Annotated in this window: 17 protein-coding genes; 9 read left to right on the top strand and 8 right to left on the bottom strand. The window is 62.1% G+C overall.

Annotation, left to right across the window (positions count from 1 at the left end; genetic code table 11):
- Positions 1-355 precede the first annotated feature (355 nt).
- From QZ564_RS11855 to QZ564_RS11880, 6 genes are all read left to right on the top strand, one after another.
- Positions 356-1,423, top strand: a complete 1,068-nt coding sequence (locus tag QZ564_RS11855) for a LacI family DNA-binding transcriptional regulator (protein ID WP_297109828.1) — start codon at positions 356-358, stop codon at positions 1,421-1,423.
- Positions 1,424-1,528: 105 nt separating this feature from the next.
- The gene (locus tag QZ564_RS11860; protein ID WP_297109831.1) at positions 1,529-2,803 is read left to right on the top strand and encodes a sugar ABC transporter substrate-binding protein; all 1,275 of its coding nucleotides are present in this window, start codon (positions 1,529-1,531) and stop codon (positions 2,801-2,803) included.
- Between the two features lie 66 nt (positions 2,804-2,869).
- On the top strand, positions 2,870-3,766 hold the full coding sequence (locus QZ564_RS11865) for a sugar ABC transporter permease (RefSeq protein ID WP_297109835.1): 897 nt from the start codon (positions 2,870-2,872) through the stop codon (positions 3,764-3,766).
- Complete coding sequence (locus tag QZ564_RS11870; RefSeq protein ID WP_297109838.1) at positions 3,763-4,587, top strand: carbohydrate ABC transporter permease; 825 nt, start codon at positions 3,763-3,765, stop codon at positions 4,585-4,587. The genes QZ564_RS11865 and QZ564_RS11870 overlap by 4 nt, the downstream gene beginning before the upstream one ends.
- A gap of 11 nt (positions 4,588-4,598) precedes the next feature.
- Entirely contained in the window at positions 4,599-5,636 is a 1,038-nt protein-coding gene (locus tag QZ564_RS11875) for a zinc-binding dehydrogenase (protein WP_297109917.1), read from the top strand.
- Positions 5,637-5,658: 22 nt separating this feature from the next.
- Positions 5,659-6,432 (top strand): TIM barrel protein, encoded by a 774-nt coding sequence (locus tag QZ564_RS11880; protein WP_297109842.1) that lies wholly within the window; start codon positions 5,659-5,661, stop codon positions 6,430-6,432.
- Between the two features lie 25 nt (positions 6,433-6,457).
- Here QZ564_RS11880 and QZ564_RS11885 read toward each other — a convergent pair whose 3' ends face one another.
- The 6 genes from QZ564_RS11885 to QZ564_RS11910 form a co-directional block, all read right to left on the bottom strand.
- Positions 6,458-7,531 (bottom strand): ABC transporter ATP-binding protein, encoded by a 1,074-nt coding sequence (locus QZ564_RS11885; RefSeq protein WP_297109845.1) that lies wholly within the window; start codon positions 7,529-7,531, stop codon positions 6,458-6,460.
- Positions 7,528-8,355 carry a carbohydrate ABC transporter permease gene (locus QZ564_RS11890; RefSeq protein ID WP_297109848.1) on the bottom strand — a complete coding sequence of 276 codons (828 nt, stop codon included), beginning with the start codon at positions 8,353-8,355 and terminating at the stop codon, positions 7,528-7,530. Before QZ564_RS11890 ends, QZ564_RS11885 begins: the two co-directional genes overlap by 4 nt.
- Positions 8,352-9,254: a sugar ABC transporter permease gene (locus QZ564_RS11895; RefSeq protein WP_297109852.1), complete on the bottom strand. Its 903-nt coding sequence runs from the start codon at positions 9,252-9,254 to the stop codon at positions 8,352-8,354. The genes QZ564_RS11890 and QZ564_RS11895 overlap by 4 nt, the downstream gene beginning before the upstream one ends.
- Positions 9,255-9,323: 69 nt before the next feature.
- Entirely contained in the window at positions 9,324-10,556 is a 1,233-nt protein-coding gene (locus QZ564_RS11900) for a sugar ABC transporter substrate-binding protein (RefSeq protein WP_297109855.1), read from the bottom strand.
- Positions 10,557-10,644: 88 nt separating this feature from the next.
- Positions 10,645-11,547: a sugar phosphate isomerase/epimerase gene (locus QZ564_RS11905; RefSeq protein WP_297109858.1), complete on the bottom strand. Its 903-nt coding sequence runs from the start codon at positions 11,545-11,547 to the stop codon at positions 10,645-10,647.
- Positions 11,548-11,559: 12 nt separating this feature from the next.
- Positions 11,560-12,594, bottom strand: a complete 1,035-nt coding sequence (locus QZ564_RS11910; protein WP_297109861.1) for a Gfo/Idh/MocA family oxidoreductase — start codon at positions 12,592-12,594, stop codon at positions 11,560-11,562.
- 165 nt (positions 12,595-12,759) lie between these two features.
- Here QZ564_RS11910 and QZ564_RS11915 point away from each other — a divergent pair, with 165 nt between their 5' ends.
- The 3 genes from QZ564_RS11915 to hemN all read left to right on the top strand — a co-directional run bounded on the left by QZ564_RS11915 (position 12,760) and on the right by hemN (position 17,261).
- A complete protein-coding gene (locus QZ564_RS11915) occupies positions 12,760-13,797 on the top strand; it encodes a LacI family DNA-binding transcriptional regulator (protein WP_297109864.1) in 1,038 nt (345 codons plus the stop codon).
- A gap of 58 nt (positions 13,798-13,855) precedes the next feature.
- Positions 13,856-15,763, top strand: coding sequence for a beta-L-arabinofuranosidase domain-containing protein (locus tag QZ564_RS11920; protein WP_297109867.1), 1,908 nt, complete (start codon positions 13,856-13,858; stop codon positions 15,761-15,763).
- A gap of 142 nt (positions 15,764-15,905) precedes the next feature.
- Positions 15,906-17,261, top strand: a complete 1,356-nt coding sequence (gene hemN, locus QZ564_RS11925) for an oxygen-independent coproporphyrinogen III oxidase (protein ID WP_297109920.1) — start codon at positions 15,906-15,908, stop codon at positions 17,259-17,261.
- Positions 17,262-17,335: 74 nt separating this feature from the next.
- Here the strand turns inward: hemN and QZ564_RS11930 are convergent, their stop codons facing one another.
- Together QZ564_RS11930 and QZ564_RS11935 are read right to left on the bottom strand one after the other, a co-directional pair.
- A complete protein-coding gene (locus QZ564_RS11930; RefSeq protein ID WP_297109870.1) occupies positions 17,336-17,578 on the bottom strand; it encodes a hypothetical protein in 243 nt (80 codons plus the stop codon).
- A 6-nt stretch (positions 17,579-17,584) separates the two neighbouring features.
- Entirely contained in the window at positions 17,585-18,253 is a 669-nt protein-coding gene (locus QZ564_RS11935) for a helix-turn-helix domain-containing protein (RefSeq protein WP_297109873.1), read from the bottom strand.
- Between the last annotated feature and the right edge of the window lie 45 nt (positions 18,254-18,298).

Raw genomic sequence — 18,298 nt, forward strand, 5'->3', positions numbered from 1 at the left:
CCGCCCGGCGTATTCGCTTCAGGCGGTATGGGGACGCTATATAAAGTACTATTATATGTAAAGACGAAAATTGTAGCCACGATCCGGCACTGATCCGAAACCGGACCCGGCGCCCAAAACCTCTATATTTCAAGCACTTGATCCACAAAACATCGACCCGAACTGGGTGCGCACCATCTGTCCGCGCCCTAGACCGGACCGACGGGACACGCCGTCGTATTGGCAAAAATTGCTATTTCAATGCCGATATAATGGTTGCATGCTCGGTGTGTGCGGAACCGGTGTCACTGCAACGTGCAGGGGATCGGGACTGCGACGAGCGGCCGTTAACGCCCGACGAGCACAGGAAAATCTGTTGGCCCGCAAGACAGTGACATTGATGGAGGTTGCGAGGCTGGCGGGCGTCTCCACAGCCACGGTCAATCGCGTCCTCAGGCAACAAGGCTACATTTCGGCCGAGTCCAGGCAGAAAGTGTTGGCCGCCGTTGAGGCGACGAACTACCGACCCAACATCGTGGCGCGCGGCCTTCGGACCCAGCGCAGCTATACGATCGGCCTGATGCTGACCGCGATCACGGTCAATCCGTTCTTTGTCGGGGTCGCCCACGCTGTTGAAGCGGCTGCTATCGCGGCGGGCTATCGTGTGGTGATCTTCAACCACGGTGGCAGCGAAAGCTATGAGCGCTATGGCGTGGAGACGTTTATTGCGCAACGCGTGGACGCAGTGATGTTCTGCACCACAGCGAGCCCGGACAATATCGCGGTTCTCGAAGACGCCGGCATTCCGGCCATCGAACTGGAGCGGTCACTGACAGGCTCCACGCGGTCAGTGCGTGTGGACAACTATGTCGGAGCCCGAGCCGCGATCGATCATCTTGTCGGGCTTGGACACCGCCAAATTGCCTTTGTAGGCGGCGACCCGGCCTTCTATCCGAGGGACGCAGCCCGGCAAAGGTCGGTCGAAGACGATCGCCTTGCGGCCTACAGGGACGGCATGGCGGCCCATGGACTTGCGATCGACAAACACTATGAACGCCTCGGTATCTACTATGATCTCAACGCCGAGATATCCGGCGTTGAAGGACAGCAGCATGCGGATGCGCTGATGGCACTGCCCCGTCCTCCCACGGCCATTTTCGCGACTTGCGACATCCTAGCCACGGGGGTTCTGCAATCGCTTTATCGCATGGGCAAACGGGTGCCGCGTGATGTATCGGTGGTCGGCTTCGACGACACCATCGCCGCCTATCTCGCACCGGAACTGACCACCGTAGCGCAGCCTCTAGCGGCACTTGGGCGGCACGGGTTCGACATGGCCCTGGCGGCGATTGAAGGGCGCGAAACCCCCGAGGAAATCGTTCTCGAGACGAGCCTGGTCATCAGGAACTCCACAGGGCCTTCACCGAAGAATGCGACAGTTTGACACACCATTCAGACCCATGTTAGCTGTCGTACATGTTAACGATGACACACTCGTGTTCTGGGTCGAGGCGCCCTCGCACATAGCGAGATCAAAGGGGGGATTTTGATGCGGTATGGCCTGTTAGCGGCGACAGCGCTCGGTTCGATGTTGGTGGCGGCACCAGCGATGGGTCAGACCGTGACCTTCTGGCAGTTTTCGACCAATCCCAACGACATTGCCGCCTGGGAGGAGATCATCGCCGCGTTCGAGGCCGAGCATCAGGGCGTCGACGTGGTCATGGAGATCGTGCCCTGGTCCGAGCAGCAGCAACGACTTGTCACGGCGCTGACGACTGGCGGACTGCCTGACGTATCCATGCTGGGCAATAATGTTGTGGCCCAGTTTCAGGCCATCGGCGCCCTGGCGCCGCTCGACGATGCATTCGCGGCATATGACGCAGCGCATGGCACCGATGTTGCCGCCGACATCTGGCCGGGCGACCGGGGCTACTACAACCTCGACGGCCAGTGGTGGGCCTCGCCCATCGCAGTGGAAACGCGGGCGCTCTATTACCGCAAGGACCTGTTCGAGCAGGCAGGTCTTGATCCCAATTCGCCCCCGGACACGTGGGAAGAACTGCGCGCGGCGGCCAAGACGCTGACAGAGGCAGCGCCGGACGGAGTTTACGGCATAGGGCTTTCGACCAGCCTCGACTATTTCACCATTCACAATTTCATGAGCGCCTATCTTGGCTATGGCGCCCGCATGCTGGCCGAAGATGGCTCCTGTGGCTTTGACACGCCCCAGTTCAAGGACGCCCTGGCAGTCTATACTGGCATTGCGCTGGACGGCTCGACCCATCCCGACGCGGCCAGCATGGACGGCAACACCTTCCAACGCGGCTTTCTCGATGGCCGCTATGGCATGATCCTCATGCACCCCAGCCTGTATCGGGACCTGGTTGCCGAACAGCCCGACTGGCTCGACCAGGTTGCGATCGCACAGGTGCCGGCAGGGCCGGACAACAGGTCCGGGTTCCTGGGCGGTTGGCCGCTCGTGATGTGGGACGCCTCGGACGCCAAGGAAGCGGCCGGCCAGTTCATCATGTTCGCCACTCATGGCGAGGCCTTCAAGGAGCTGGCCGTAGCAGGCGGTTTCATCCCGGGCAGTATTTCACTGGCGCAGGGAGAACCCTGGACCGAATTCCCCTATCCGGTCTTCGTCGAGCAGCTGCAGAACGCCCGGCCTTACCAATATCCCAGCCAGGCCATCGCGCAGATGGGACAGCTCGAGGTCGACACCATACAGAAGGCGGTTCAGGCCGTGGCCCTGGGCCAGAAGGACATCGATGCGGCAACACAAGACCTTTGCGCCGACATCAACACGGTTCTCGCCCGCTAGAGGCGACACCCCGGGCGGGCCTGACCTCCTGCCGCCCGGGGCTTTTTCATTCGGTTGTATCCAGCCATGAGCCTTTCCAGTGCAGAGCGAGCGCCACGGTCCCCAGGGGACCAGGCGCTTGCCTATGCCCTGGTGAGCCCGGCAGTGGCCGTCGCCTTGGCCATAGCGGTCCTCCCCCTGCTCTATGCGCTCTGGCTGTCATTTCAGGACTGGTATCTGCTGCGCAATCCGCAGCCGATCTGGGGCGGGTTCAAGAACTTCTCGGCCTTGCTCGCCGACAGCGCCCTGTGGTCCGCCTTCTGGCGCACCTGTGTCTGGACGCTTGGCACGGTAGCCGTCGAGATTGCGTTGGCCCTGCCCCTGGCGCTGCTGCTCAATCGCGACAGTGCAATAGCGCGTGCCGCCTCGGCGCTCATACTTTTGCCCTGGGTGATGCCGTTCATCGTGCTCGGCTATGGATGGCGTTTCCTGCTCGATAGCGAAGTGGGCGCACTGCATGCCGTGCTGCAGGCCCTGGGCGTCGCCGACACCAGCTCGGTGCTCAATGATCCCAATTTGGCGCTCGGTGTCATCATCTTCATATCGGGCTGGAAAGGCATGCCCTTCATGGTCCTGGCGCTGCTGGCCGCGCTGAAGTCGATACCCGACGAGCTCTATGAGGCGGCGGCCATAGACGGCGCAGGCCATTGGCAGCGCTTTGTGACTATTACCGTGCCACTGATCCAGAACACGGTCGTGATCATCGGACTGGTCCTTGGAATTCTGGCCTTCTACAGTTTCGACCTGCCCTGGATCATGACGCGCGGTGGCCCCCAGGACGCAACAACCATTCTCGGCATCACCATGTTCAAGGCGGTGTTCACGGACCTACGGCCGGCCTATGCCGCCGCGATCAGTGTGGTGATGTTGCTCATCCTGGCCGGGGCCGCCCTGACCTTGCTGCAATTGCGGAGGCGAGATTGAACGACAAGCGCCTCATCGACGTCGCGCTGGATGCGCTGACCATATTGCTGGTGGTCCTGTTGCTGGCCCCGATCATCTGGGTGTTCGTTGCCTCGATCCGGCCCGATGCCGACCTCATGACGCGCAGCCTGATCCCGGCCCAGGTCACCTTCGAGCATTTTGCCGATATCCTGTCGCGCAGCGACTTTCTGATAGCCCTGCGGAACAGCCTTTTGGTTGGTGGCAGCGTTGCCCTACTCACCGTTCTCATCGCGCTTCCGGCAGCGTACTCGCTGAGCCGCTTCACCTATCGCGGCCGGGACGCGATAGGGTTCCTCATCCTGGCAACGCAGATGCTGCCGGCGGTGGCCGTTCTGGTACCCATCGTCGTCATCGTGCGTTCGCTCGGGCTCGCGAATACCTTGACCGCCCTGACTGTCACTCATCTGGCGCTGGGCCTGCCCATCGCGGTCTGGATGCTCAAGGGCTATATCGACGCCGTGCCGCGCGAGCTGGAGGAGGCCTCGATGATGGAAGGCTCCACTCAGTTGGGTGCGATGGTTCGTATCACCTTGCCGTTGATCCGACCGGCCATCGTCGCCGTAGGGACGTTTGCCTTCGTTCTTTCCTGGGGGGAATTCCTTCTGGCCCTCGCCCTGATCACAAGCACCGACGTCAAGACACTGCCGCTCGCCCTGCAGACGCTATTCGATCCCTATTCGTTCAGCTGGGGTGTGGTGATGGCCGGCGGCGTCGTAATCGGAGCGCCGGCAGTCTTGCTGTTCTTCCTGTTCCGCAACCAACTCGTCGGCGGGCTGACCGCCGGTGGCATCAAGGGGTGATAGCCGTGTCAATGACCACTCAATCGCTCTATTTCACCGGCCCGCGCGCCGTGGAGGTGCGCACAGAGACGCTGGACGGGCCCGGCCCCGATCAGGTGTTGCTCGACCTCGAGGTCTCCGGCATCAGCGCCGGAACCGAGCTCAATGTGTTTCGCGGGCTGGCGCCACAATGGCGGCAGGCGATGGATCCGCGGACCCGCCTGTTTTCTGACGCCCATGGGTCGGATTGGCACTGGCCGGCGCGGTATGGCTATGCCGCAGCGGGCCGGGTCGCCGAACTCGGGAACAAGGTCACGCGCCTAGCGCGCGGCGACCTGGTTTTCGCCTATGTGCCGCATGGCCAGCATGCCGTGGTCAATGCCGACGCGATTGTGCCGCTGGCCGACCTCGGCGATCCCGAGATCGGGGTGTTCTTCGCCAATCTCAACACGGCCTATAATGGCTTGCTGGACGCCAATATTCCGCTGGGCGCCGATGTAGTGGTGAGCGGGCTTGGCGTGATCGGGCAATTGGTGACGCGCCTGCTCGCGCGCAATGGAGCGCGCCGGATCATCGCGATCGACGGTATCGAGCAGCGCCGACAGCTGGCGATGCGCGGCGGGGCCACCCATGTGCTTGACCCTGTCGCCGGAGAGATAGCCGAAGCCGTGCGCGATCTCACCGAAGGCCGGGGCGCCGACACGGTCATCGAGGTGTCAGGCGCAGCGCCGGCGCTGAACGAGGCCATCCGCACCGTGGGCTTCAATGGCACGGTCGTGGCCATGTCCTGGTATGGCGGCACGTTTGAAAGCCTCAGTCTTTCGGGCGAGTTTCATCACAACAGACCGCGGATCATTTCTTCGCAGGTGGGGGCGGTCAGCCCGTTCCTGGGCCCGCTGTGGTCGGTGGAGCGGCGCGGCCGGATTGCCCGCGACTATCTCACCAGCCTGGGGCCCGACCTCAAGAGCTTCATTACCCACCGCCTGCCCCTGGCAGAAGCGGAGCGCGGATACCGCCTGCTCGATCAAGGTTCGCCCGAGGTCATGCAGGTGTTGATCGATTATCGCTGATAGACCACCCGATTGGACCGAGATGAAACTTTCCGCCTGTATTGAATGGCTGTTCGCCGACGCCAGCGCCGATTTTGCCGACCGCATCCGCCTTGCCAAGGCAGCGGGGCTGGATGCGGTGGAGTTCTGGTTCTGGTCCAACAAGGATATTGACGCCATCGAGGCGGCCCTCAGGGAGACCGGGCTGACGCTGAGCGGGTTTGTCGCGGAACCGATGATCGCGCTGACCGATCCGGCCAATCATGCCGCGTTCCTTGCGGGGCTGGCGACCTCGGTGAGGACGGCCCAAAGGCTGGGCGCCAAGGTGCTGATCGCCCAGGCGGGCGACGATCTGGAGGGTCGCACGCGCGAGGAACAGCACAAGGCACTGGTGGATTGCCTGCGCGCGGCGGCGGATGTGCTGGAGGGCAGCGGGGTGCGGCTGGGGGTGGAGCCGCTCAACACCTTCATCGACCACAAGGGCTATTATCTGTCCTCGACCCGCGAGGCGCTCAATATTGTCGATGAGGTGGGGCGGCCGGAAATCGGCGTCGTCTACGACCTCTACCACTCCTATGTCATGGGGGAGCGGATCGAGGACGTGCTGAACCAGCGCGTCTCGCGCGTCATCCATGCCCATGTGGCCGATCATCCAGGGCGCAATGATCCGGGGCTTGGCGAGATCGACCTGGGTGCGCGGCTGGCCTGGCTCTATGCCAATGGCTATGACGGAGCGGTCGGCCTTGAGTACCGGCCGGCCGGTTCAACCGCTGAAGGGCTGAAATCGGTGCGCGCCGCGCTGGCGGCCTCCAGCTGAGGCCGCCGCTGGTTTCAAGCCCGGATCAGAGGGCGCGGTCGGTTTCCGGATCGAAGATGTGCACCCGGCCCGGGGCGATGGAAAGACCGACCGTCTGCCCTGCCCGGATATCGCTCCGGCCGGTGATCACGACGGTCAGCTCGGGGTCGCCGCCGGTTGTCAGATAGGTGAGTGAGCCGGTGGATTCCACGACCGCAACCGGCAAGGTGATCTGCGCTGCAGCAGCGGGCCCGACCTCGACATGCTCGGGCCGGAGCCCCACGGTGACCTTGCGACCCGGCTCGAGGCCGCGGCCGATCGGCAGGGCACCGGAACCATCCAGTTCGAGCGCGATGCTCTGACCGTCGGCGGCAACGGTGCCGGAGATGAAGTTCATCGCCGGCGACCCGATGAAGCCGCCCACAAATCGGGTGGCGGGACGATCGTAGAGTTCGAGGGGGCTGCCCTGCTGCTCGATCACGCCGTCGCGCATGACCACGACATGGTCGGCCATGGTCATGGCTTCGATCTGGTCATGGGTCACATAGACCGAGGTTGCTCCCAGGCGGTCGTGCAGGGCGCGGATTTCCTTGCGCATGTGGACGCGCAGGGCGGCGTCGAGATTAGACAGGGGCTCATCAAACAAGAACGCCTTGGGATGCCGGATGATGGCTCGCCCCATGGCGACACGCTGGCGCTGCCCGCCCGACAGTTCGCGCGGGTAGCGGTGCATCAATTGCTGCAGGCCAATGGTCTTGGCCACCTCATCGGCGGCCTTCTTGGCCTCAGCCTTGGGGACGCGCTTGAGGCGCAGCGAATAGGTCAGGTTCTGCTCCACCGTCATATGCGGATAGAGCGCATAGGACTGGAACACCATGGCCACGTCGCGCTTGCGCGGCGGCACGCCGTTCATGACTTCGCCGGCGATCTTCATGGTGCCGCCGGTGATGCTTTCCAGGCCTGCCAGGGAGCGCAGCAGGGTTGATTTGCCGCAGCCCGACGGGCCGACCAGCGCCACGAACTGCCCCTTGGGAATGGACAGATTGATGTTCTTGAGCGCGTGGAAGCTGCCATAGTGCTTGTCGATGTCGACGAGTTCAATCTGCGGTTGGGCACTCATTTGAGGGCTCCCGAGGTTAGGCCGGAGACAATGCGGCGCTGCAGGATGACGAAGGCGGCCAGGATCGGAGTGACGTAGATGGTCGCATAGGCCATGATATTGTTCCACTCCGTGGTGTTGGGACCCATGAAGGCATTGAGGCCAACCGAGGCGGGCTGCAGCTCGACCGCGGGTATCATCGACTTGGAATAGACGAACTCACCAAAGGCCTGCATGAAGATAAGGATGGCCGAAACCAGAATGCCGTTGCGGGCGAGCGGCAGGACGATGGACCAGAAAGCCCCGGCCCGCGAATTGCCATCGACCAAAGCGGCCTCCTCAAGTTCGGTGGGCACACTCATGAAGCTGGCCCGGACGAGAACCACGAAGAAGGGCATGGCCTTGGCGGTGATGGCCAGCACCACTGCCAGTTGCGGATAGTTGAGCAAGCCCAGCTGCGCAAAGCCCACAAAGATCGGCGTGATCATCAATGAGGCCGGCAGAACCTGCAGCATGAGCACCAGGAACAGAGCCACATCGATCCAGAAATTGCGGTAGCGCGCCAGCACATAGGCGCATCCGGTCCCCAGAATGGCCGTCAGCATCATGGTGCCGAACGCAATGACCACCGAGTTCCAGAGGAAGCGGCCCATGCCCCGCAATTCCCAGACATAGCCGAAGACACCCCATTGCGGATTGGCGGGCGTGAGGCCGGGCGGCGTGGCGAAGATCTCCGACCCCGTCTTGAGGCTGGTGACATACATCCAGTAAAGCGGAAACAGATAGAGAGCGGCCAGCAACAGGGCTACGAGCAGAAGCAGGCGTTGAGTCCAGATCTGGTTCATCCCCGCACCTCATGACGGGTCGAGCGGACATAAATAACAGAGGCGATCATCACCACCGCAATCATGACCACGGAAATGGTGGAGCCTTTGGCGAAGTCATATTGCCGGAAGGACTGTTCCCAGGCCCAGTACTGCGCCACGTTGGATGAATTGGCCGGACCGCCCGAAGTGATGGCTGCAAAGAGGTCGAACTGCTGCAAGGTGAAGATCAGCCCAAGTGAAATCACGGCACCGATCGTCGCGCGCATCATCGGCAGGGTGATGGTCCAGAAACGCTGCCAGCCATTGGCACCGTCCAACTCGGCGGCCTCATAGAGATCGCGGGGAATACCAGCCAGACCCACGGCAAGCAGGATCATATTGAAGGCCGTGCCAAGCCAGATATTGGCGATGATCACTGCCCAGAGCGACCAATTGGTATCTGATCGCCAGAAAATGTTCTCGGAGATGATGCCAATCGACTTCAGCACATAGTTGAGGACGCCGAAGTCGCCAGCAAGGATCCAGTTCCAGATGGCGCCCACCACCAGGCCCGGCATGACCCAGGAGGCCAGGAAAAGGCCGCGGATATAGGATGCGCCGGGAAATTTCTGCGTGAAGAACAAGGCCAGACCGAAGCCCAGGAGGAATTGTCCGGCTATCGAACAGACCACAAACACGGCCGTATTGCGCATAATCGGCCAGGTTTCGGGAGCACTGAACACGGCGATGTAGTTCTTGAAGCCGACCCAGGGGCGCGCAAAGGTGCCCAGGCTGAACATGTCGACTTCCTGAAAACTCATCACCACGTTGTAGATGAGTGGCAGGCCGGAGAGCGCAATCAGGAACAAGAGCGGCACCGTGACGAGCACGATGTCGAACCCTTTGCCGTCGCGCAGGCTGGATAGCAGTCGGTTCAACGCATCCTCCCCCTGGAAAAGCAAGAAGATGCTGCCCGGTTGCCCGGGCAGCCAGTGGTCGGGAGGAGGTTACTGACCCAGGATACCGTCAATGGTTGCGGCAGCCTGGTCGAGTGCAGCTTGCGGGGACGCCTGACCGGTCAGAGCCTGCTGAATGGCGTCCTGAATGGCCTTGGAGATTTTCGGCCATTCGGGGTGCGGACCGCGAGCCTGAGCGTATTGGAGCTGTTCCAGGAAGACCTTGAGGGCGGCATCCTTGAGCGCCACGCCAGTCTCGGGCAGTGCCACATCGGAACGGGCGGGCAACTGGCCGAATTCCGGGAACAGGCGATCATCCTGGCTAGCGAAGTATTCCAGAGCCTTGAACGCTTCGTCAGGATGCTGGGTGGACGCGAAGATGGCCCAGTTGAAGTCACCCATGGCCGAAGAGCGGGTTCCGCCTTCGGTCTCGGTGGGCAGCAAGGCCACACCCCAGTCGAACTTGGCTTCCTCGAGCATGCGGTTGAGCTCCCAGGGCCCGGAGATCACCTGAGCCGCGTTGCCCGAATTGAAGGTGCCGGTGGAATCCCACTGACCGCGGGTGAGCGTATCGGGGGAAGCGAGCTTCTCGTCGAGAATGGTCTTCCAGATTTCCAGCGCCTTCACCGCGCCCGGGGCGTTGATGTTGTCATAGCCGCCGCCGCCCATCTGGGCCCAGGGCAGGAACTGGAAGGTGCCTTCTTCGTTCGCCTTGGCCGAGAAGGCCAGGCCGTAGACGTTGTTGGCAGGGTCGTTGAGCTTGCGCGAGACCTCGACCAATTCGTCCCAGGTCTTGGGCGGCTCGGTGATGCCGGCCTTGGCGTAGAGGTCCTTGTTGTAATAAAGCGCAATGGTGTTGGTGGCCTTGGGCACACCATAGAGCTTGCCGTCCCAGGTCACCGAGTTGAGCGGGCCGGGGAAATAGTTGGCCGGATCGATGACGTCGGAATTGGCGATCTTGTCCGTGATGTCGAGGAAGGCGCCACGCGCCGCAAACAAGGCGTGTTCGGGATTGTCCACCGCGATGATGTCGGGCGCCTGGCCAGTTGCGAAGGCGCGCATGGCCTCGCTGACTACGTCATCGAACTGGATTTCGCGGTATTCTACCTTGATGCCCGGCTCCTGCTCATCGAACTCCCGCGCCAGGTTCAGCGCCGGCTGATTGGCATCGTCCAGCGACCAGATAGTGATGGTCACCTCGTCCTGGGCCATCGCAGGACCGAGGGTCAGTAGGGATGTAGTTGCAAGGGCAATCGCCCCTACCAGGCCGAAACGGATAGTCATGGTTGTCTCCTCCCAATGATGACGAGCCCATCGCCCGCCGTTCTCCTCCCTGCCCCGCATTCTCCTCCGAGCGGGACAAGGAAACCAGTCATTCGCGGTTGTCGACGAAATCGCCGCCGCGACACTCTTTCAGGTGATTGAGCGCACGCACCTGCCCGGTCATCTCCAGCGCATCGCGATAGACCGGATCGTGCCAGCCTTCGATGTCGATGGAACCAGACCAGCCGGCCAGGCGCAGCTCGGAAATGATGTCCGTCCAATTGCTATCGCCGAAACCCGGCGTGCGCATGAAGACGAAGGGGGGCTTGCCGAAAATACCGTGCTCGCGGATGACGTCCCAGCGAATGGTGGCGTCCTTGCCGTGCACGTGGAAAATCTTGGGCGCCCATTTGCGGATCTGTGGCAGCGGGTCGATGAGATAGACCATCTGGTGGCAGGGTTCCCATTCGAGCCCAATATTGTCGTCCGGGGTCTCGTTGAACATCAGCTCCCAGGCGTCGGGATTGTGGGCAATGTTCCAGTCGCCAGTCTGCCAGTTGCCGTCCATGGCGCAGTTCTCAAATGCAATGCGAATGCCTTTGTCGGCAGCGCGCTTGGCAAGCTCGGACCAGACTTGCTTGTACTTTGGCAGGCTCTCGGTCAGGGGCTTGTTGCGAATACGCCCGGTGAAGCCGGCAACACAGGTCGCGCCGAAGTGGTGGGCATTGTCGATGCAGTCCTTCCAGCCCTGCAGGGTCTGGCGATCCATTTCCTCGTCTTCCAGCGGATTGCCGAACATGCCGATGGTGGAGATGGTGATGTCGCGATCACCGATGGCATCCTTGCAGCGCTTGCCCAGCTCGGCGATGTCCTGACCGTTGGTTGTCTGCCAGAAGAAGGGCTCAAAGCTCTCAAAGCCCAGATCGGCAATTTCGCCAATGCGCTCAGCAGCCTTGCCGGCCGATGCAGAAACCATGGTGCCGATGCGAATGGACTTTGCGGGATCGCTCACTTTGAAAATTCCTCAAACCTGAATGGAGACGCGCTGCCCGGTTCGCGCGCTTTCAATCGCGGCAAGAACCATGGCGAGGCTGTTGATATTGTCGCTGCCCGCTGTTTCGGGCGCCTGTCCGGATTCAATGGCGGACAGGAAGTCGGCGATGACGCTGGCGTGGCCGTGAGTCTGTTCATCGCTGGCCAGGGCCGGCACTTCCAGGTCCTCAAGGTCGCGGAAAAAGCCCGTGTCGCCGGCGACAATTCGCGCCTGGAAGTTCTCTTCGCCATCCCAGAGCAGCGTGCCCTTGGTGCCAATGATGCGCCAGGCGCTTTCCCAGCTGGTATTGGCGCCTTCGGCGCACCAGGACCCGCGATAATTGAAGACGAGATCATCTTCGAACTCGAAGATCGCATTGGCCGCGGCGCCATGCCGATACCAGGAGCCGCGCGGATTGGTCTCGAGGCAATAGACCGCACGGGGTGCCTTGCCGGCCATGAACCGGGCGGCATCCAGGGTATGGACGGCCATGTCGAGCAGCAGGACATTGTCCATGTCCTCGCGGAAACCGCCGAAATGGGCGCCGATGAAGAAGTCGCAATTGAGGCCGGTAATCTCGCCGAGCGCGCCGCTCTCAATCAACTGCCGGATACGCCGAACGCCGGCAATGAAACGCCGGTTCTGCACCACGGCGTGCAACCGCCCGGCAGCCTCGGCCTGGACGATCATCGCCCTGGCATCAGCAATACTGGTGGCCATGGGCTTTTCGGTCAGCACGTGGCAGCCATGGCGCAGACCTGTGCGCACCAGAGCGGCACGAGCTGACGGCACAACGACATCGAACAGCAGATCGGGCCTGGTCTGGGCGAGAACGGTATCGAGATCGGTGCCAATGGCAATATCGCCCAAACCGAACTCGGCGGCACGCTGCTCGGCCATCGACCGGTCCAGGTCCACCAGCCCGACGATCCGCACCCTGCCCTTGAGCAACGGATGCTCGGACAAGGCGGACAGCCAGCCCTTGGACATGCCGCCGCATCCGGCGAGCACCGCAGAATAGACCAAGACGTCCTCCCTCTGGACTTTGTCCCGCCCTTGCCATCTTGTGCAGCATCAGGGCAGGAAGTCCCGTAAACGTTTACGACGATACATTTGCAGCCTTTCCGCTGTCAATGAAAAATCGTAAACGTTTTTGGAACACGGGCGGGACGGGGGAGAAAAATCACAAAAATGATTGGCATCAGAGACTTAGCGCAGCATCTCAATCTCTCGATCGGAACGGTTTCGCGCGCCTTGAACGGCAAGCCGGATGTGAACGAAGAGACTCGGCGCCGCGTGCTGGAGGCCGCCAGTGCCCTTGGCTACGTCCCGAACCAGGCCGGTCGCGCCCTGCGGAGCGGCGCCACCGGTGTGGTCGGCTTCATGATGCAGACGGGCTCGGAGATCACCGGGGAGGGCGACGTTTTCTTCATGAGCGTGTTCGACGGCGTGCAGGCGGTCTTTGCCCGCCACCAGCTGGATCTTGTCGCCCTGCTCTGTTCGTCCGAGGAAGACCCGGACGCCTATATGCAGCGCGTGGTGGCCAGGGGTTTCGCTGATGCCCTGATCATCTCGGCCACCAAGCGCGAGGATCATCGCATCGATTATCTCGCGACCCGCAAGATACCCTTCATCGCCCTGGGTCGGTCGTTGACCGATGCGGGGCATCCCTGGCTCGACCTTGATTTCGAGGGCATGGCGGAAGCGGGCGTAGCAAGACTGGTGGGCAAGGGGCACCGGCGCATCGGCATCTACGCGCCGCTGGATGACACCAATCTGGGCTATGTCTTCATCGATGCCTATCGCAAGGCGCTGGAACAGCGGGGGATAGCCTTCGATCCGGACCTGGTGTTCCGGGCCCATCCCAATGAGCGCGGGGGCCATGAGATCGCCCACGCCATTGCGGCAATGCCACCGGGCAAGCAACCCACCGGCTTCATCCTGACCAATGAATTGATGGCACTAGGCTTTTACAACGGGCTCAATCAGGTGGGCCTGCCGCCTGGGCAAAAATTCGCCGTCATCAGCCGCGACAGTCCGCAAGCGCATTTCCTGGTGCCCAAGCTTACCAGTTTCCGCCTGTCGCTGCGCGATCTCGGGATTGCGCTTGCCGAGGCCCTGCTGGCAACAATGCCGGCCTATGCCGCACACTATCCGCTGGGGGTGGTCAGAAAGATCGTGCCACTGGAACTGGTGGAGGGCGATAGCGACATGCCGGCGCCGAGCTGAATCGTTCAGGCTGGCGCTGCATCAACAAGAATGGCCCTCAGGGCCGGAGGAGGCCCCAATGCGCCGCTATTCTCCCGTTGAGTTCACACGCGTGAGCCTGACCGGACCGTTCTGGTCCGAGCGGCTAGAAACGGTGCTCACGCGCACAGTGCCCAGCCAATACCGGAAGCTGGGGGAAAGCGGCATCCTGGAATCGCTCGAGCTCAAGGATCCGCCGCCGCCGCTGCGCATCCCGCGCAATGCTGGCGGCTTCACGACCCAGTTCTTCTGGGACAGCGACATTGGCAAGTGGATCGAGGCGGCCGGCTATGCCCTGCGCCACCGGCGGGATCCCGAAATCGAGCGGCAGGTCGACGAGATCGTGGACAAGCTCGAGGCAGCGCAAATGCCGGACGGCTATATCAATCTCTGGTACCAGGGCCACGAGATCGAGAACCGCTGGACCAATCTCAGAGACCGGCACGAACTCTACAATATCGGGCATCTGCTCGAAGGGGCCATCGCCTACTACCAGGCCACGGGCAAGCGCAAATTGCTCGAGGTGATGGAGCGGAGCCTTGAGCATATCCGCACCATTTTCGGCACGGGCCCGAACCAGAAGCGCGGCTATCCCGGGCACCAGGAAATCGAGATTGCGCTCATCCGGCTCTACCAGTTGACCGGCGAGAGGAAACAGCTTGAGCTGGCCGCCTATTTCATCAATGAGCGCGGGCGCCAGCCGCATTATTTCGACCAGGAAGCGATCGCCCGCGGGGACGACCCCAAGGCCTACCATTTCTACGACAAGGGCAATCACGAATACAGCCAGGCCCACAAGCCGGTGCGCGAGCAGGACAAGGTGGTCGGGCATGCGGTCAGGGCCATGTACATGTATACGGCCATGGCAGATCTCGCTGCCGAGATGGATGACGACAGTCTCCGTCACGCCTGCGAAGTGCTGTGGCGGGATGTCACGACCACCCGCATGTATGTGACCGGCGGCTTCGGACCGTCGGCTTCGAACGAAGGCTTCACCACAGACTACGACCTGCCCAACGACACGGCCTATTGCGAAACCTGCGCGTCCATCGCCTTTGTGTTCTGGGCCCAGCGCATGCTGAACCTGGAACTCGACGGGCAATATGCCGAAGCAATGGAGCTGGCCCTATACAATGGCGTCCTGTCTGGCCTGTCGCGGGACGGCGAGTTCTATTTTTACGAGAACAAGCTTGAGAGCGACGGCAGCCATCGTCGCTGGCCCTGGCACCCCTGCCCCTGCTGCACGATGAATGTGTCTCGCCTCGTCGCCTCGGTGGGTGGGTATTTCTACTCGGTCGGGCCGGGCGCGATCGCGATCAATCTCTACGGCGGCAATAGTGCCGAACTCGATCTCGACGGCCGCCGCATTCGCATTGTCGAGCAGTCCAACTATCCCTGGTCAGGCAAGATCAACATCAGCGTTCATCCGGACGGACACGGGCCCTTCGCTCTCAATTTGCGGATCCCGGGATGGGCTCGTGATGCAATCGCCACGCTCAATGGCAACCCGCTGGATGTGCCGGGGCAGTTGCGCGGCGGCTACCTGGTGATCGATCGGGACTGGATCGACGGTGACACCATCGCGCTCGATCTGCCCATGGAGCCGCGGCGCATCTATGCCAACCCGAAGGTGAAGATGGATCGCCACCGGGTGGCGCTAGCGCGCGGGCCACTTATCTACTGTGCTGAGCAGGCCGACAATGGAACGCCAATAGCCGATCTCATCCTGCCACGCAGTGCTACCATCACTGCACATAGTGCCGATCTTTTCGATGGTATCGTGACGCTGTCGGCTCCAGCGCATACCATTGGCGGGAATGATTGGGGCCTGGACCTCTATCGGAGCAGTCCGCCGACACCAGCGGACACAAGCATGACGGCCATCCCCTATTATCTCTGGGCCAACCGGACGCCCGGACCGATGCAGGTCTGGCTACGGGAGGGCTGAACCAAGCGCGCGGCGTTGCCGCCAATGCCGCACAAGCGCCCGCTGCTCTCTTCGGCCAAAAACGACCCTCACTTGATCTGGAACAAGTGAGGGCATGGATCGGCTGCTATGGCTGCTGGCGCAATCCACGCCCAGGCAGGCCATGACCGCATTCACGCATGAGCTGATCGAGCGCTATTCGCAGCCCGTCCCGCGCTATACCAGCTACCCCACCGCCCCGCATTTCCATGGTGGCATCACCGCCCAGACCTATGCCCGCTGGCTCGGGGATTTGCCGCAGCAGGCAAGCATTTCGCTTTATCTACACATCCCTTATTGCGACCGCCTCTGCTGGTTCTGCGGCTGCCACACCAAGCACACGTTGCGCTATGAGCCGGTGGCCGCCTATCTCAAGGCGTTGTATGCCGAAATTGACTGGGTCAGCGACAAGCTGCGGGGACGTGGGCGGGTCACCGCCATCCATTTGGGCGGCGGCTCGCCAACTCTGCTGGACCCGGTGGATCTGCTGGCACTCAGGGACAAGCTCGCCACCGCATTCACCATTGCGCCGGATGCCCAGGTCAGCATCGAGATCGACCCCAATGATCTCGATGATGGCCGCTATGATGCCATGGCCGCATTCGGGCTCAATCGGGCCAGCATCGGTGTTCAGGACTTCGACCCCCGCGTGCAACAAGCCATCAACCGTTTGCAGAGCTTCGAGCAGACCCAGGCAGTCGTCGAGGCCATGCGCGCACGCGGCGTCAGTTCGGTTAATCTGGACCTGCTCTACGGCCTGCCCTACCAGACCGAGGAAGGTCTGGCGCAAACCATAGAGCAGGCCTTGAGCCTCCAACCCGATCGGGTCGCCTTGTTCGGCTACGCGCATGTACCGTGGATGAAGACCCATCAGAAGATGATCCCGGGCGAGGCACTGCCTGACACCCATGCTCGCTTCGCCCAGGCTCAGCTGGCGGCGGCTCGCCTCACCCGGGCAGGACTGGAACCAATCGGCTTCGATCACTTTGCCCGCCCTGGCGACAGGCTTGCTGAAGCAGCACGAACCGGCCGCCTGCGCCGAAACTTCCAAGGCTACACGGACGATGCCGCGGATGCCTTGATCGGGTTGGGCGCATCGGCCATCGGGCAATTGCCCCAGGGCTATGTGCAGAACATCACGCCCACGGCGGACTACAGCCGGACAGTGCTCGGCGGAGATGGCGCCACGGCTCGCGGCTTTGCGCTAACGCCGGCCGACAAGCTGAGAGGTTTGGTGATTTCGACGCTTCTGTGCCGCTTCAGGCTTTGCGAGCGCGACCTGGCTGGATTTGGCGCAGCTGGTCGCGCCATGATGCGCGAGGCTGAAGCCCTCGCCCTGACGGACCCTGATGGCATGATGACCATGCAGGACGGCGTGTTCGAAGTTACAGACCGCGGTCGACCCTTCGTTCGGGCTATTGCCGCCCGCTTCGACACCTATCTCGGACAGGGAACAGCTCGCCATTCGGCGGCAGTCTAGGGCAGATCGCCATCCAGCTGTGTTCTTCAGGAACGTCCAGGTGTTGTCTTGCCGCGCTGCCCGCTGAAGACGCGCTAGAGGGGAGCATCGTGAATATCGACGCGCAGGGCCTCGCTGTTCAGCAGCACGTTGAGAACTGCCCGTTCCCGGGCGGGAGGCAGCGCCACCTCGAGACGGCAGACGCTCCCCTGCAGACCTGGAACAGTTTCCGGAAGGGCGCCAAGACCGTCACAGCCCAACGCGTTGAGATCGGCGATTACGCCATCAACGCTCCGGGCATCAGCAAAATGGGCAATAGCGATGCGTGCACGCGACATTGCGGCTCAGTGCACCACGGCCTCGCATTCGGCCTGGTCTTGCAGGCGCACCAGGTCACGAATGACGAAGCTTCCCCGATCCGGCAACTCGACGATACCGCGGAGCTTGAGCTTGGTCAGGTTGCGGCTAACCGTTTCGATCGTGAGCCCGAGGTGATCGGCGATATCGGCGCGGCACATAGGCAGGTTTACGCGCTGGTCGTTCGCCGGGCTGCCCGAACGAGCGGCCAGAGATATCAAGAAGCCAGCGACGCGTTCCATTGCCGATTTGCGGCACAGCAGAACCGAAAGATCGTGCATGGTGGCGATTTCGCCAGCAGCCATTGCCAGCAGCTTCTCGCCCAACTCGGGCCGATTGCGGGCGGCGGCCAGCACATCGCCCCTGGCGGTGACCTGCACACGCGCCGGCGTCAGCGCGTCGCAATCGAAGCGATAGTTCTCGCCATGCCCGAAGCCGATGATATCGCCGGGATAAGCGAAAGCGACCACCTGCCGACGACCATCGGAGAACACCTTGGTGGCACGGAATACACCGCTGACCACTTCATAGAGCGCATCCGCCTTGTCGCCCTCGTGGAACAGCACTGTGGTGGCGCCAACGACCCGGCCGGCCTCACCAGCGCCAGCACGAACGGCATTCTGGCTCGCAGGGGCGGTATGGGGGAAGACATACATAGCGGGACTCCGTTCTGTGCTTGCGGAACGGAATTGACCACGCTC

Origin of the sequence: uncultured Devosia sp., assembly GCF_913055165.1 — a bacterium.
GTDB lineage: Bacteria > Pseudomonadota > Alphaproteobacteria > Rhizobiales > Devosiaceae > Devosia.

Bases quoted from the DNA above. Each gene is read 5' to 3' on its own strand.
- QZ564_RS11860 (WP_297109831.1), top strand. From the start codon at position 1,529: ATGCGGTATGGCCTGTTAGCGGCGACAGCGCTCGGTTCGATGTTGGTG.
- QZ564_RS11865 (WP_297109835.1), top strand. From the start codon at position 2,870: ATGAGCCTTTCCAGTGCAGAGCGAGCGCCACGGTCCCCAGGGGACCAG.
- QZ564_RS11875 (WP_297109917.1), top strand. From the start codon at position 4,599: ATGACCACTCAATCGCTCTATTTCACCGGCCCGCGCGCCGTGGAGGTG.
- QZ564_RS11880 (WP_297109842.1), top strand. From the start codon at position 5,659: ATGAAACTTTCCGCCTGTATTGAATGGCTGTTCGCCGACGCCAGCGCC.
- QZ564_RS11885 (WP_297109845.1), bottom strand. From the start codon at position 7,531: ATGAGTGCCCAACCGCAGATTGAACTCGTCGACATCGACAAGCACTAT.
- QZ564_RS11890 (WP_297109848.1), bottom strand. From the start codon at position 8,355: ATGAACCAGATCTGGACTCAACGCCTGCTTCTGCTCGTAGCCCTGTTG.
- QZ564_RS11900 (WP_297109855.1), bottom strand. From the start codon at position 10,556: ATGACTATCCGTTTCGGCCTGGTAGGGGCGATTGCCCTTGCAACTACA.
- QZ564_RS11915 (WP_297109864.1), top strand. From the start codon at position 12,760: ATGATTGGCATCAGAGACTTAGCGCAGCATCTCAATCTCTCGATCGGA.
- QZ564_RS11920 (WP_297109867.1), top strand. From the start codon at position 13,856: ATGCGCCGCTATTCTCCCGTTGAGTTCACACGCGTGAGCCTGACCGGA.
- hemN (WP_297109920.1), top strand. From the start codon at position 15,906: ATGACCGCATTCACGCATGAGCTGATCGAGCGCTATTCGCAGCCCGTC.
- QZ564_RS11930 (WP_297109870.1), bottom strand. From the start codon at position 17,578: ATGTCGCGTGCACGCATCGCTATTGCCCATTTTGCTGATGCCCGGAGC.
- QZ564_RS11935 (WP_297109873.1), bottom strand. From the start codon at position 18,253: ATGTATGTCTTCCCCCATACCGCCCCTGCGAGCCAGAATGCCGTTCGT.